This window comes from Ignavibacteria bacterium (genome assembly GCA_017302895.1).
In the GTDB taxonomy this organism is placed as follows: Bacteria; Bacteroidota; Ignavibacteria; order Ignavibacteriales; family Ignavibacteriaceae; genus UTCHB3.
In genome coordinates this window covers 899,145-914,520 of record JAFLBV010000002.1, presented here as the reverse complement: position 1 = coordinate 914,520, position 15,376 = coordinate 899,145, and the positions used below count along the sequence as shown (strand labels likewise).

Genomic DNA, 15,376 nt, shown 5'->3' with positions numbered 1-15,376 from the left:
CATTTAGTTTTGCTGAATATTGTAAAAATATTGGCTCAAGATTAAAGACAGATTATATGTTGCCATAATACAAATAAAAGGCTGCCCGATAATTACACCAGGGCAGCCTTAAATTTATGATGCTACTTTGATGCTTCGCTACTCTGCTACTTCAATAGTTGAAGTTTCACTCTCTCTTTTTTCACATCAGTGCCTGATTTCAGGGTAATCTCTGCAAAATAGATTCCCGATGCAGCGTTTTTCGAACTAAGGTTTATTTCTTCTTCATGACTGCCGGGATGTCGCTCTCCAAGTTCCCGCTTTTCCAGTTCCTCCCCGGACAACGAGAAGATTGTTAATGTTACTACTCCGGCTGTCGGAACAGTAAATCTTACCCTTGTTGACGGATTAAAAGGGTTGGGAAATGCTTCAACATTGATTGTTTTGGGTACGGTTGGTTCCTCTCCATCATTAACAGAAACAAATGTTCTGTCTCCGGCAAATATTACAGCAAAACCCGGTTCAATAATAGATGGGTTGGTAATGGTTGAAGTGATAAAATCATCAACCCCGTCACCTGTAACATCCCCGATCATCCCTCTGCCGTTGTAACCGTAAAATTTCTGATCCGCCACCATATCTCTCCCTGAAGGATTTCCCCCCAGCCAGAGCCACTCACTGTAACCAATACTCCGAAGAAATTCCGGTTTACCGTCACCGTTAAAATCTCCCGGGCTCGGTAATGGTTGCGAGGATGCAAATCCTGCCTCCTGACTGTTGAAGCCCCTCCAGGCGAGTTTATGTTCAAACGGAGGGTAACCACCTGTTGTTATTTTTGTATCTATCCAATAGGGATACTGGTTCGTATAATCTAAATGAAGGAAATCATCCTTTCCGTCTCCGTCCATGTCAGGGAAAAGTTCTGTCCATTCGCTGAAATCAGTATATGCACTGCTGTATTGAAATACAAAATGATCATCAAAGTTGAATGCAGGATTCCCGTAGATTACATGAAGTTTATTGTTATCGGGGTTATCGGGATCAGTGGCGAGTTCAAAAATATCCGTGCACCCATCACCATTTATATCCCCCATTTCATACTTAAAATAATCACTCATGTAATAATTGGAATCAAGATAACATTTTCTGAAAGGTTCGCCTGTGAACTCAGAACCAGTTTTGTAGAATGCAAGAAACGGCCGATTGTCAGGATAAGAATACCGATACTTTATAACAAGCTCTTGTCGCCCATCACCATTGTAATCGATCCACCTGTTTGTTGAATTATATATAATGGCGAAATTGGCAAGCGTGTCGGGAAATGGAATCACCATGTCGGGTATGGTATCAAGGAGCGGTCCACCAAAATAGACCCTCAACACCGGGGGGATTTCACCATGCTGCTGGTGGAGAATCAAGTCGCTATATGTGTCACCATTTAAGTCGATACTTGTTGCAGCAATTGAACTGGAACTAACGATGCATCTCAATTTCATCTTGGGAATTGTATCCACAGGATCACCACCATAATACAATTCGAGATACCCCTTTCCGGTAGAATCGTGATTCCCAAGCCAGAAGTCGTTGATTCCGTCTCCATTCTGGTCCCCGGCTTTAATTCCCAACATTCTGGTATAGTTACCCCACTTTTTGAAGACTATTCTGGTAAGCTGAGCTTCTGTTGCCAGGCTCATCAGGGCAACTAAAATCATTACTGATAAAATTCTGTTTCTCATATAAAGCATCTTCTCAATTTAATAAATGTTTCAGTCAGATAAATTTGACTTATAAATAGATTGAGGCTGTTCAATGGGAGAACTGCCCTGTACAGCTCTTAAAGGAGGGGAGTATGGAAGAAAATATCGGAATGTGGTTTGTTCCTGCACGCTTCGAGTCGTCCTTCAAAAGGGGATTTAATGTGGGATCGTTATTCAATCCCTGGTTTTTCTGTTTTTTCTCTGCTGTTGTTTCTCCTCCCGGGGTAGTACAATGTTAGTACTTTTGTCTCCCGTTTATGTGTTTCTGTAGTTTCACTCTATTCTCTTAAGCAAATAGTGTGCCAAATGGTTTTTCTGTTAATATTCCTGTTATTCATAATATTGAGAAGACCGTTTTTCTCAATTTCGGCAAAAATCTCATTATTATCTTTCTAATATTTGAGAAGGGTTTCACTTTATGATTACAGGTTAACAGGGGAGGGGGAAATGGAGATTTGACCTGAAAGTTGAGAAGTATCAGAATTTATTGCCATTAGACATTCTCCCGAATTTTGTAAATTGCGGTTTAATTTTTTCTTAAATCCCTCAAAACAGAACAGCAAAGATGAAAGAATACCTGGACCTTGTCCGTCTTGTAATGAACGAAGGAGTTCGTAAACCATCACGGACGGGAATTGATACGATATCATATTTTTCGGCAAATTATCGTGTGGACATTTCAAAAGGATTTCCGCTTCTGACGACCAAAAAGATGATCTGGAAATCTCTTTTACACGAAGTTTTATGGTATCTCTCGGGTGAAGACCACATCAGGAATTTGAGGCAGCATACAAAAATCTGGGATGCCTGGGCTGACGAGGAAGGAAATCTTGAGACCGCCTACGGTTATTACTGGAGGAAATTTCCTTCCGCTGAAATGGATGAAAACGGTAACTGGCAGGTAAGACAGGTTGATCAGATAAGATATATAATTGACGAAATAAAGAGAAATCCATACAGCCGCAGACTGATTGTAACAGCCTGGGAACCGGGAAATGCCACAAAAAGCAAACTTCCTCCATGTCACTACACCTTTGCATTTAATGTGCAGGGGAACAGACTGAACTGCCACCTCACTCAAAGGTCGGGGGACATAGCTCTCGGAATTCCTTTCAACCTTGCGGCTTACTCGATGCTCACCATGATAATCGCAAATGAAACGGGACTTGAGCCGGGGATTTTCAGTCACACCATTATAGATGCTCATATATATGTAGCCGATAAAGGAACCCCGCAGGAGAAGTATGACCACCTCGAAGGATTGAAATTACAGCTCGAGAGGGAGCCCCTTCCACTTCCCACACTTAAAATTGCCAAAAAACCGATTGATGAGCTGAAATTCGAGGATTTTGAACTTATTGGATATACAAGTCACCCTGCGATTAAATTTGAGGTTGCCGTTTGAGGCGAATAATTATTGTCGCTGTGGCAAATAATTTCGTAATCGGCAAAGCCAACGGTGACATGTCGTGGAATGTAAAAGAGGATTTTGACCATTTCAAGGCTACCACCATCGGTTATCCCGTTCTTATGGGGCGAAAAACATACGGTTTTTTCAAAAAGCCGCTTCGTGACAGGGAACATATAGTTATAACCCGCGATAAAAACTTTGATCCAAAATATCCGGAAGTGAAGGTCTTTCATTCACTTGAGGAGGGCTTCGAATATGCAAGCACCATTTCCAAAGAAAAAATGTTTATAATAGGCGGGGGTGAAATTTACCGGCAGGTTCTCGAAAAAGGACTGGTGGATGAGATGATAATTTCGTGGATGAGGTTTTCCGCCGAAGGAGAGGTGACTTTCCCGCGGTTTAGCTTTGAGGAGTGGGACCTTGTGAGCAGTGAAACACGGGATGAGTTTGTAATTGCAAGGTACGAGAGAACTTCGGAACTTCGGTTATAGAATAAACCGCAGAGAACGCAAAGATCGCAAAGGGGGATGGAACCACAGAGCACACAGAGAGCACAGAGAGATAATAAAATCTATCCGTGAAATCTGTGTAAAATCCGTGTAATCCGTGTAACTATCTGAAACCGCAGAGGACGCAAAGAAAGTATCCGTGAAATCTGTGTAAAATCCGTGTAATCCGTGTAACTATCTGAAACCGCAGAGGACGCAAAGAAAGTATCCGTGAAATCCGTGTAAAATCCGTGTAATCCGTGTAACTATCTGAAACCACAAAGAGCGCAAAAAGACAAAAAAGATGAAAATAAGAGTTTTACCTGAGAATATAGCGAGCAAGATTGCGGCGGGTGAGGTCATCCAGAGGCCTGAATCGGCTGTAAAGGAGTTGATGGAAAACTCTATTGATGCCGGTGCCACGGAGATCGAACTCGTCATAAAAAATGCCGGGAGAACTCTCATAAGAGTGATCGATAATGGCGAGGGAATGACCGAAGAGGACGCTCTGGTTTCCATTATGAAGCATGCCACAAGCAAGATTGTGGTGGAGAGTGATCTTGATGCGATAACAACTCTGGGATTTCGGGGAGAGGCATTAAGTTCGATGGTTGCTGTAGCACAGTTTGAGATGAAAACGGGAACAAGCAATGAGCAACTTTCTACTGTAATTAAAATAGATGACAGCAGAACGATCACGAAGGATCAGGGTGGGTATTTTAAGGGAACAGATATAAGTGTAAAAAATCTGTTTTACAATATTCCCGCAAGAAGAAATTTTTTAAAGTCTGATTCTACAGAATTGCGGCATGTAATTGATGTATTTCAGAGACTTGCGTTGGGAAGACCCGATATAAGTTTTAAATTTTTTACGGATGATTCCCTCGTGCATGATTTCCCGGCGTGTGAACTTGACGAGAGACTGGCACAGGTTTTTGGCGATAAAGTAAGAAACAACACAATATTTGTTGAAGAAAAAACCGATTATCTTTCAATCAGAGGTTATTTGGGTAAGCCTGCTCTTGTTAAGAAGGCAAGGGGAGACCAGTATCTTTTTCTGAACGGAAGGTTCGTTTCGTCGAAGCAGGTGAATTTTGCAGTTTTTAATGCTTATGAAAATTTCCTTGAGAAGGGGGATTATCCTTTCTTTGTTCTTTTTCTCGAGATTGATCCTGCCAAGGTGGATGTAAATGTCCATCCCTCAAAACTCGAAGTGAGATTTGACGAGGAGAAGGATATATATAACTTTGTGAGTGCCGTTGTAAGAAAAGGTCTGGGCGAATTTGATCTAGTACCTTCCCTTTCTTTTACGGTGAACAGTCTTGGTGAGACCGAAAAACTTGGTTTTGACAACTATTCCAGAACGCAAAGAAGTGATTTCAGTGACAGACCCGAAAACACTCAACGATTTGCAAACAACGGGGAGAGAGATTTCCGGTCAGGTTCCTCCTCCATGCCAAAGCGACCCGTGATAAATGACAGCGATATCGACCTGATATTTGGCGCCATTTCGAGGAGAGTTGAAACGGGTGAAGAGACCGATGACGAGAATCATCCATTTGCAGATGCAGGTTCGGGTGATGGTCAGGGAAACGCAAATGCTTTTGGAGGGAAGACAGTCAGCGGAGGGTCATACAGCGATAAAAATGTGGATGCCTACACTCCGAAGATATTTGAGAGAATACCTGCTGACACTGCGGAAACTGATTCGACTCCCTTTATCATTCAGTTGCACAACAAATACATATTGTGCCAGATCAAAACGGGTCTGATGATAATTGATCAGCATGTGGCCCATGAGAGAATTTTATATGAGATGGCAAAAAAGCAGTTGACGAGAGGGATGCCCCTTTTTCAGCAGCTCCTTTTCCCTAAAGTGATTCACACTGATCCCGCGAGGGTGATGCTCGTTAAGGAGTTGCAGGAATATCTTCAGAGGCTGGGTTTTATCGTAAAAGTAATTTCCAAAACAGATCTGGTGGTTGAAAGCATTCCTTCACAGGTGAAGACGGGTGAGGAAGAAAAGATTCTTTTGGAAATTCTTGATCAGTATATTGAGAACAGGGAAGAGAAAATTTTGGATGCCACCGAAAACATGGCAAAATCATTCTCGTGTAAAGCCGCAATCAAAGCGGGTGACCGGCTATCGCAGGAAGAGATGCGGCGGCTGATTGATGAACTCTTTGCAACCGAGAATCCCTATGTCTGTCCACACGGAAGACCAGTCGTTTTGAAAATCTCACTCGATGAGTTCGACAGAAGGTTTGGGAGAACTTCTTGAGGTATTAGGTATTAGGTATTAGGTATTAGGTATGAGGGCTGAAGTATGAGGGCTGAAGGCTGAAAGAGGAAGTCAGAAGTTTGAGGTATGAAGTTTGAAATTCGATATACCAATAGCCTGTGGTTTAAACCACAGGGGGATTAATTTTGAATGCATTGAATTCTTGATGGCTGACGGCTGAATTTTGAAATTGGGAGTAGGAAGAAAAACGGAACAAAAAACAGGAGATCAATATGAGTAATTCGATTTACAACGAAAAGCTGAACGAGTACAACGAGAAGGTTGCCCGTTCGAAAGACCAGGGACTGAAGTACACCACGGTGAGCGGTGAACCCGTTAAGGTGCTGTATGGTCCACATGACATAGAAAATTTTGACTACAATCGCGATTTGAGTTTTCCCGGTGAGTATCCATACACCAGAGGAATTCATCCAAACGGATACCGGGGAAAAGTGTGGACCATGCGGCAGTTTGCCGGATTTGGTTCACCCGAGGATACAAATGAGCGATTCCATTATCTGTTGAAAAATGGTCAGACAGGACTATCGGTTGCTTTTGATCTTCCAACACTTATGGGCTGGGATGCTGATGCACCTTTGAGTGAAGGGGAAGTGGGGATCTGTGGAGTTTCGATCTCTTCCCTGAAGGATATGGAGATACTGTTTAAGGGAATTCCTTTGGACAAGGTTTCCACCTCAATGACAATAAACTCACCTGCGGCAATGATTTTTGCTTTTTATCTCGCTGTTGCTCAGAAGCAGGGAGTAGATTTTAAGAGTCTCAGAGGTACACTTCAGAATGATATTTTGAAGGAATACATAGCACAAAAAGAATATATTTATCCCCCGCATCCTTCGATGCGGATAATTGTGGATATGATTGAGTATTGCACAAATGAAGTGCCGCAATGGAATCCCGTTTCCGTGAGCGGTTATCATATCAGGGAAGCGGGCTCCACATCTGTTCAGGAACTTGCATACACACTCGCCGATGGTTTTGCCTATATCGAAGCCTGTATGGAGCGCGGCATGGACATCGATGAATTTGCCCCGAGAATATCATTTTTCTTCAATTCACACCTTGATTTCTTCGAAGAAATTGCCAAATTCAGGGCTGCAAGAAGAATTTATGCAAAGAGAATGAAAGAAAAATACGGAGCGAAAAATCCGAGAAGCTGGTGGTTGAGGTTCCATACCCAGACAGCAGGGTGTACACTTACCGCACAACAGCCTGAGAACAATATTGTCAGAACTGCATTTCAGGCGCTTGCCGCAGTTTTGGGAGGTACTCAGTCACTTCATACCAATTCCATGGATGAGACACTTGCACTTCCGAGCGAAAAAGCGGTAAAAATTGCATTGAGAACCCAGCAGTTGATAGCTTATGAGACGGGAGTGATCAACTCTGTCGATCCGCTTGCGGGAAGCTACATGGTTGAGTCGATGACAGACAAAATGGAGGCAGAAGCAAACAGAATATTTGAAGAAATAGATTCTCTCGGAGGAGTAATTCCTGCCATTGAGACGGGTTACTTCCAAAAACAGATTGCCGACGCCGCCTATGCCTACCAAAAAGAGGTGGATAAAAAAGAAAAAATAATCGTCGGTGTAAATGAATTTGTCGAGACAGACGAGAAAATTGATATTCCCATTCTGACAATTTCTCCCGAAGTGGAAAAAGTTCAAAGGGAACGGCTCGCCGAACTGAAACAACAAAGAAGCAGTGCGGAAGTTGAATCTTCACTCGAAGCGATCAAGAATGCTGCTGAAAACGGGAACAATCTGATGCCCGAATTTGTGAAAGCCGCGGCAAACTATGTTACACTCGGCGAGATGATAGATGTATTAAAAGAACCATTCGGAATATATACGGAAGAAGCGGTATTTTGATATTCAAAAAATATCTGAGATTGATCAGGGCACCACACTGGATAAAGAATGTTTTCCTGTTTGTGCCCCTGGTCTATTCAAGAAAACTGTTTAATGCTGATGATCTGATTCTCTCACTTTTAGGATTTGTAGCTTTCAACTTTGCTTCGAGCATTGTATATGTCCTGAACGATATTATTGACAAGGACAGGGACAGGCTGCATCCGAAGAAGAGATTCAGGCCCATACCGGCGGGTGAAATATCAGTTCAAAATGCTCTTTTTGTATTGCTGGGGCTGGGTGTACTGGTTGTTCTTTTCTCCTTAAAACTGAATTTTCATTTTCAGATCATCATAATTTTATACATCCTGCTTAACACTGCCTACTCATTTAAGCTGAAAAACATTGTGCTTTTGGATATTTTTTCAATAGCGGGCGGTTTTATCTTAAGAGTTTGGGCGGGAACAGTGGTAATCGGAGTGGAAGCTTCGAGCTGGTTGATTCTTATTACACTTTTCATTTCTCTTTTTCTTGCGGTGATGAAAAGAATGTCGGAATCGGAACTTCTCAGCTCGGAAGATCAGGATTCAGTACCGGTCAGAAGAGTGCTTGAGAATTATTCACGCAGATTTATCGATCAGATATCTGCTGTTTCTGCGGGAAGTGTAATCGTTTTTTACACTCTTTACACAGTTTCACAGAGAACTGTTGAAACATTTGGAACTGAAAAACTGATCTATACAACGGGATTTGTAGTGTTTGGAATTTACAGATACATGTATCTTGTTTATCTTCATCATAGAGGAGAGAGCACGATTGAAATTTTATTCAAAGATATTCCCACAATACTGAATGCAATTTTATATCTTTCGGCTACAATTCTGATTGTTTACAAGGTTTTATGATGAGACTACACATCTTTAAATTTATACCGGTTTTGGTTTTCGTGGTTTTATTTGCAGGATGCTGCAATTGTGAGAAAGAGAGCAATTCGATGGAGAGCGGGAAAACGGTGGAAAATGCAGTAACACAAGGTTTTCTTAAGATCGACAGGGCGGAAGCCTGGATTGATATGATGCCGGGTGGCCCCAACGGTTTTCTTTTTACAGGTGAAGCGATGTTTGCTGCCTGGGAAAAACCCGAAATCGACAGCATTGTCTGTTTGAATGCCACAATATATGCGGAAGGTAAAGAGATAAAGAAGTTTCCGTTCATAATCCTCCCCGAGGATAACAAACTTCAGAAACCGGGTAAATCAAGTTTTATTAATTTTAGATTTTCCTCAAAGGAACGGAACAGCACATCCGGATTGAAGGATTTAAAAGCAGTGGACCTTAAGCTTGAGATCAGATACAAAGGAGAAATATTTGCCGGTAAAATCGAAGGTATCGAGGTAAAGAGAACATACTGATGGAGACACAACTTCTTCTTCTCGGAATTTTGATTTTGATGAGTGCCTTCTTCTCGGGTACTGAAATGGCATATATAGTTTCCAACAAACTCAAAATTGAGATAAAAGCAGGGAAGAACAACCCCGGTGCGAAGGCTGCGCATTATTTTATCAATAATCCCGAGAAATTCTTTTCCACACTTCTGATCGGCAATAATATTGCGAATATCACTTTCGCCTCCATTTCCACCATTTTTTTAGTGGATCATTTTGGATTAAATGAATTTGAGATTCTGATAATATCCACTTTGGTTATTTTGTTTTTTGGCGAGCTGATCCCAAAATATATTGGCAGGGAACTCAGTACAACTTTGTTGCTTGTTTTCGCCATTCCAATGCGGGGTCTTTATGTGATATTCTACCCTCTCGTTAAACTGGCGAGTTACTTCACCCTCTTAATCAGTCGCAAAAAATCAACTTCCGATTCACTACTTGATCTGGTTCGTCGTGAGGATTTGCAGTTGCTCATTGAAGAAGGGGAGAATGCCGGGAATGTTAATAAAAAAGAGGGACAGGCGATCAGAAAACTCATTGATATGCAGGATCAGCGGGTTAATGAGGCAATGAGACCCAGAACCGAAATTGTGGGTGTGGAAATAAACAGCAGTCTTGAGGAAGTTATTGAAACATTCATCGAATCAGGTTACTCTAAACTCCCTGTGTACGAAGACAATCTTGACAACATAACGGGATTTGTGCTTGCCTACGACCTCTTTAAGCAGCCGGCGAATCTGTCTGAAATTGTCCGTCAGATTTTGAATGTTCCCGAGACCAAAAAAAGCGTTGATATGCTCAATGATTTCCTGAGGGAGAGAATCTCGATCGCGGTTGTGATAGATGAATTTGGAGGAACCGCCGGAATCGTAACTGCGGAAGACCTGATAGAGGAAGTGTTTGGCGAAATAAAAGATGAATATGATGTTGAAGAGAATGTCTGCCGTCAGACAGGGGATAACGAATATCTTATCGGCGGGGATGTTGAAGTTGACAGCATCAATGAAAAATTTGATCTTGGCATTCCGGATGGAGATTACAATACGATTGGCGGATTCATAATGGCGGAGACGGGGAGAATTCCGGCTCAGGGTGAGATAGTTACTGCCGGTCTGTTTAAGGTTCATATCATACGCTCCTCTGCGAGAAGAATCGAAATGATCAAGCTCTCACGGATAGAAGATGTCTGATATCCCAAAAGATAAATTTGTAATCCTGTTCGACGGGGTGTGTAATTTCTGCAATTTTTGGGTGAATTTTATTATTGACAGGGATAAAAACGATAAATTCCGTTTTGCATCCCTTCAGTCAGAACTTGGACAGGAAACCCTCTCCAAATTAAAACTCTCACAAACAGATTTTGATACTTTTATCCTCCTGAATGGTGAAAATCATTTCACAAGTTCGAGTGCCGGCCTTCGGGTGGCGAGAGAGCTCGGTGGTTTTTTCGGACTGTTATATATCTTCATTATTGTTCCCCCTTTTATTCGAAACGGAGTTTATTCCCTCATCGCCAGGAACAGATACAGGTTTTTCGGCAGGGAAGAGGTATGTAGAATTCCGACTCCTGAAACACGGAAGAAATTTTTAGGCTGATCTTGCAAAAAATATCGATATCTATTATCACCCTGAACGAAGAAAAAAATATTGCCCGTTGTTTGAAAAGCGTTGCCTGGGCTGATGAAATAATTGTGGTAGATTCCGGAAGCAAGGACGGGACTGTAGAGATCGCTAAATCTCTGGGAGCAAAAGTAATCCACAATGACTGGAAGGGTTTTTCGGAACAGAAAGATTTTGCCCTTAGGAGCTGTTCAAATGAATGGGTTCTGAGTCTCGACGCTGATGAGGAAGTTTCAGAAGAGTTGAAAAACGAAATCACGGGTACACTTCAGGCAGTCCCCTCGTTTGATGGCTTTTACATCCCCCGCAAAACTTTTTTCAACGGGAAATGGATAAAATCGTGCGGCTGGTATCCCGGATTTCAACTTCGACTTTTCAAAAAAAGCCTAACGAAACTCACGGATCGAAAAGTCCATGAAGGATTTGTTGTGAATGGCAAGATCGGTTACCTAAAAGGGGATATACTTCACTACACCCACTTTGACCTTAAAAGCACCTTTGCAAAAATCAACAATTATTCCACCCTTGAAGCCGAGGAAAGCTTTCTTACAAAACGCTCCACACCATTGAATTTTATAGTAAATCCGCTTGCAGCCTTCCTTCAGCACTACATCCTCCGCCGAGGTTTCACAGATGGAGTTGAAGGACTGATAATCTCAATCCTTCACGCTCTTACAAATCTCCTCACCTATATGAAAATATGGGAGATGAGGAGAGAGAAAAAAATCTAATAATTCATCAGCCTTGTCCAGGCAATATCGAGTTTTGTGTTAAAGTCGCCAAGGTCTTTCAGCATGGTGAATGATTTTATCTGTTCGGGTGTGGGGAAGAGGAGTTTATTCTTCTTTATCTGTTCAGGGAGAAATTCGACAGCACCTGTATTTGGCATTGGGTAGAGAACTTTTGCAATGTTGAGGGCGGTGTTCCGGGGTTCGAGAAGGAAGTTGATGAATTTCAGGGCATTTTGCCAGTTGGGTGCCTGTGCGGGTATGCTCATATTGTCGAGGAAGATATTGGTTCCTTCAATTGGAGCGATAAAATCAAATTTCGGATCATTCTGCATAATTTTCAGGGCTGTACCGAGGTCTGTATGGGCGAGCCACACTTCGCCTGAGTAGAGATATTCCTGGACGACACTGCTCTCATATTTCTTTAGCAGCCTCTTTTGATCTTTTAGCATCGTCAGAGCCCGTTCCAGGTCGACTTCACTTCTTTTTTCTATATCCATTCCAAGATAATTGTACACCACTGAGAAAACCTCTCTCATGTCATTCATCATGATGATCTTCCCTTTGTAGCGCTCATCCCAAAGGATGCTCCACGATGCAGGCGGGTTTTTCACCATTTCCCTGTTGTAAACTATACCCATGTAACCATAGGCATAGGGGATATGAAAATCTCCTTTGGGGTCGAAATAACCCGATTTGAACGACCGGTCGATAAATCTGTAGTTGGTGAGGGTTTCCTTGTCGATTTTGCGCAACATTCCCTTTTTTAGCATGATATCCACCATATAATCGGAAGGGAAGATGAGATCGTATCCGTTATATCCCATCTGCAGTTTTGACAACATCTCTTCGTTGTTGCTGTAATAATCGAGATTTACTTTGATATCATATTTTGCTTCGAATTCATCAATTATTTTTTGATCAATGTATTCAGTCCAGATGAAAACATTCAACTGTTCACGGTTTCCGAGATAGAAGGAAACAGAGGCAATACCGAGTGTAAAAATGATAAAAACAGAAACTATATAGCGGGGTTTGATTTTTTCGAGCAGATTCGATTTTTGCAGAAAAAATGAAGAAACAAGGGCGATGGAGGTTAGTATGATCAGAATGGTAGAGACTGCGTTAATCTCGGGAGTGATCGCAAATTTGATCATTGAGTAGATTTTTACGGGAAGTGTGGATGCCCCTGTTCCTGCGGTAAAAAAAGTGATGATAAAATCATCCACACTCAAAGTGAAAGCAAAAATTGCTGCCGAGAGTACTCCCGGGTAGATGACAGGGAGGACAACTTTGAAAAATGTGGCCGAAGGGGTTGCTCCCAGATCGAGACTTGCTTCCTCAAGTTTAAAATCAAAATGATCGAGGCGTGCACCCACAATCAGAATTACAAATGAAACAGAAAAGGTAATGTGAGATATAATTACAGTAGTGAGCCCCAGTCCCAAACCCAGTGCGTTGAAAAGCGTAAGCAGTGCTATTCCAAAAATGACTTCAGGCAGAATCACAGGGATATAGATAAAATTTCTGAAGACTGACTTGAATTTGAAATTGTATCGAGCCATCCCGTATGCTGCGAGTGTACCAAGAATTGTAGAGAAAAAAGTATTGGCAACAGCCACGATTACGGTATTCTTGATTGCAGCCCAGAGTGATATATTCTCGAATGCACTCCGGTACCACTTCAGACTGAATCCTTCCCACGATGTAATTCTGTTCGACTCGTTAAAAGAAAAAATCATTGTTATTATCACGGGGAAGAGAAGGAAGAGTCCAATGGTAAATGCAGTAAAGACGGTTCCTTTGGAGACTTTTATACTCTGCTTTTCAAAGCGTTCTTCACCTGCGTTACCGTTCATTCGAATCCTCATGTTGGGTGTAAGGATTGAAATATTTAAGATAAGCGGCTGTGAGTATAACCACGAGGAGCACAATTATCGAACTGAAAGCGGCACCGAGAGGGAGATTTCTTGCATGCGAGAACTGTTGTGTGATCAGATTCCCGATCATATAGTTGTTTATTCCACCGAGAAATTCGGGGACGAGGAAATTTGTGAGAGTTGGAACGAACACAAATACGATTCCGGCTGCAAGTCCCGGAGCCGACCAGGGGACAATAATTTTCCAGAATGTCTTTACTCTCCCTGCCCCAAGGTCCTGCGATGCTTCTATGTATGAATGGTCTATTTTGTCGAGCGAGGCATAGACCGGCATAATGAGGAAAGGAAGGTTGATATAAACGAACGACAGGAAGAGTGAAAATGTATTGTTGATCAGAGCCAGAGGTTTATCAACAAGTCCGCACCAGATCAGAAAATTGTTTACGAGTCCGTTTTCACCTAGCAGAATGATGAATGAATAAACCTTCACAAGAAAATTGGTCCACAATGGAAGTGTAATGCAAAAGAGTAAAAAGTATTTTAACCTGCTTCGTGTAAAACTCAAGTAATAGGCGACAGGATATCCAAGTAACACTGTCGTGACCGTTACTCCAAACGAGACCAGCAACGATCTGACAAAGACACCGAGATAAAGGGGTTCAAACACCTGACTAAAATTTTCGAAGGTGAATCCTTCCTTTATTCCACCGTATGCATCTTTTATCGCAAAAGCATAGCCTGCAATGAGAACGAGAGGGATAAAAAAGAAGATGAACAGCCAAAATCCCGGCGGAGCGAGATAAAAAAGAAAATCTCTTTTTTTAGTTTTCACTAACTATCCAACCTGAAGAGTCTTCCCACTTAAGGAAACATTGTGCACCGGGGATTATGGAATTCAAGTCGCCATTTCCTAAATGGCGGTGTGATTTCACATGCAAGGGGGTACCGTTTTCAGTAACAAATTCAAAATCGAGGGAGTCACCGAGATAGACCCTGTGCTTTAGAACTGCGGGGAGGGAGTTTCCTGTAATTTGATCAGGATTTGTAGATATCGAAATATTTTCGGGTCTCAGGCAAAAGTAGGAACTGTTTCCGAGACGGAATTCACCGTTCGACTTGAAGTTGATTGTGTGTGAGTCGAAAAGTCTAATTTTGTAGTGGTTGTCATCCCTGCTCAAAACCTCGGCGGGTAGAAAATTCATTTTACCGATAAAGCCGGCTGTGAAACGGTCAGCAGGTTTTTCGTACAACTCAGCCGGGGAAGCCAGTTGTGAGATTTTTCCATTGTTTATCAGTGCTATCCTGTCGGCAAGAGAAAGGGCTTCATGTTGATTGTGAGTTACATATAAAAAGGTGATTCCGAGGTTTTTCTGCAGATCAGTGAGCTCCATGAGGGTTCGTTCTGCAATTTTTTTATCGAGTGAGGACAATGGCTCATCGAGGAGTAATATTTTGGGGCGGTTGATGATTGCCCTGGCAACCGCCACTCTTTGTTGCTGCCCGCCTGAAAGGGTTGAGGGGAGTCTTTTCCCAAAACCCTGCAAACCGAGGGAATCGAGTGTCTGATTTACTCTCTCCTCAATCTCGGATGCAGCGACTCTTTTCACTTTCAGACCGTAAGCCACATTATCATAAACCGAAAGATGTGGAAACAATGCAAAATTCTGGAAAACGAGGTTGAAATCCCTTTTATAAGCGGGAAGAGAAGTGATATCCAGACCGTTCAATATGATCGAGCCTTTTGTTGGAGTCTCAAATCCTGCAATCATTCTCAGGAGGGTCGTTTTCCCACAACCGCTGGGTCCCAAAAGACAGAAAAATTCACCCTCGCCAATAGTAATTGATATATTATCAACTACAGTTGTCTTTCCAAAAGTTTTTGTAATGTTTCGTAATTCGAGCATCTTTACTGAATGTACC

The 15,376-nt window shown here is 42.2% G+C and carries 13 protein-coding genes; 9 read left to right on the top strand and 4 right to left on the bottom strand.

Annotated features, from left to right (window positions below; all coding sequences use genetic code 11):
- Window positions 1-146: 146 nt before the first annotated feature.
- Window positions 147-1,715 (bottom strand): T9SS type A sorting domain-containing protein, encoded by a 1,569-nt coding sequence (locus J0L60_11495; protein ID MBN8546742.1) that lies wholly within the window; start codon window positions 1,713-1,715, stop codon window positions 147-149.
- A 586-nt stretch (window positions 1,716-2,301) separates the two neighbouring features.
- On the opposite strand from J0L60_11495, the gene thyA reads away from it, so the two are divergent.
- The 9 genes from thyA (at window position 2,302) to J0L60_11450 (ending at window position 11,579) form a co-directional block, all read left to right on the top strand.
- Entirely contained in the window at window positions 2,302-3,141 is an 840-nt protein-coding gene (gene thyA / locus J0L60_11490; GenBank protein ID MBN8546741.1) for a thymidylate synthase, read from the top strand.
- Entirely contained in the window at window positions 3,138-3,638 is a 501-nt protein-coding gene (locus J0L60_11485; protein MBN8546740.1) for a dihydrofolate reductase, read from the top strand. Before thyA ends, J0L60_11485 begins: the two co-directional genes overlap by 4 nt.
- Window positions 3,639-3,939: 301 nt before the next feature.
- Window positions 3,940-5,916 (top strand): DNA mismatch repair endonuclease MutL, encoded by a 1,977-nt coding sequence (gene mutL / locus J0L60_11480; protein MBN8546739.1) that lies wholly within the window; start codon window positions 3,940-3,942, stop codon window positions 5,914-5,916.
- 233 nt (window positions 5,917-6,149) lie between these two features.
- Window positions 6,150-7,805: a methylmalonyl-CoA mutase family protein gene (locus J0L60_11475; protein ID MBN8546738.1), complete on the top strand. Its 1,656-nt coding sequence runs from the start codon at window positions 6,150-6,152 to the stop codon at window positions 7,803-7,805.
- Window positions 7,802-8,689, top strand: coding sequence for a decaprenyl-phosphate phosphoribosyltransferase (locus tag J0L60_11470; protein ID MBN8546737.1), 888 nt, complete (start codon window positions 7,802-7,804; stop codon window positions 8,687-8,689). The genes J0L60_11475 and J0L60_11470 overlap by 4 nt, the downstream gene beginning before the upstream one ends.
- The gene (locus tag J0L60_11465; GenBank protein ID MBN8546736.1) at window positions 8,689-9,195 is read left to right on the top strand and encodes a hypothetical protein; all 507 of its coding nucleotides are present in this window, start codon (window positions 8,689-8,691) and stop codon (window positions 9,193-9,195) included. The genes J0L60_11470 and J0L60_11465 overlap by 1 nt, the downstream gene beginning before the upstream one ends.
- Entirely contained in the window at window positions 9,195-10,418 is a 1,224-nt protein-coding gene (locus tag J0L60_11460) for an HlyC/CorC family transporter (GenBank protein MBN8546735.1), read from the top strand. Before J0L60_11465 ends, J0L60_11460 begins: the two co-directional genes overlap by 1 nt.
- Window positions 10,411-10,824: a DUF393 domain-containing protein gene (locus tag J0L60_11455; GenBank protein MBN8546734.1), complete on the top strand. Its 414-nt coding sequence runs from the start codon at window positions 10,411-10,413 to the stop codon at window positions 10,822-10,824. Before J0L60_11460 ends, J0L60_11455 begins: the two co-directional genes overlap by 8 nt.
- A gap of 2 nt (window positions 10,825-10,826) precedes the next feature.
- Entirely contained in the window at window positions 10,827-11,579 is a 753-nt protein-coding gene (locus tag J0L60_11450) for a glycosyltransferase family 2 protein (protein MBN8546733.1), read from the top strand.
- On the opposite strand, the gene J0L60_11445 is transcribed toward J0L60_11450, so the two are convergent.
- Genes J0L60_11445 through J0L60_11435 form a run of 3 tightly spaced genes read right to left on the bottom strand, consistent with a single transcriptional unit; the run spans window position 11,576 to window position 15,360 of the window.
- Window positions 11,576-13,435: an extracellular solute-binding protein gene (locus J0L60_11445; protein MBN8546732.1), complete on the bottom strand. Its 1,860-nt coding sequence runs from the start codon at window positions 13,433-13,435 to the stop codon at window positions 11,576-11,578. The two genes, J0L60_11450 and J0L60_11445, sit on opposite strands and share 4 nt — an antisense overlap.
- Window positions 13,425-14,288, bottom strand: a complete 864-nt coding sequence (locus J0L60_11440; GenBank protein ID MBN8546731.1) for an ABC transporter permease — start codon at window positions 14,286-14,288, stop codon at window positions 13,425-13,427. Before J0L60_11440 ends, J0L60_11445 begins: the two co-directional genes overlap by 11 nt.
- Window positions 14,278-15,360: an ABC transporter ATP-binding protein gene (locus J0L60_11435; protein MBN8546730.1), complete on the bottom strand. Its 1,083-nt coding sequence runs from the start codon at window positions 15,358-15,360 to the stop codon at window positions 14,278-14,280. The genes J0L60_11440 and J0L60_11435 overlap by 11 nt, the downstream gene beginning before the upstream one ends.
- Window positions 15,361-15,376 lie beyond the last annotated feature (16 nt).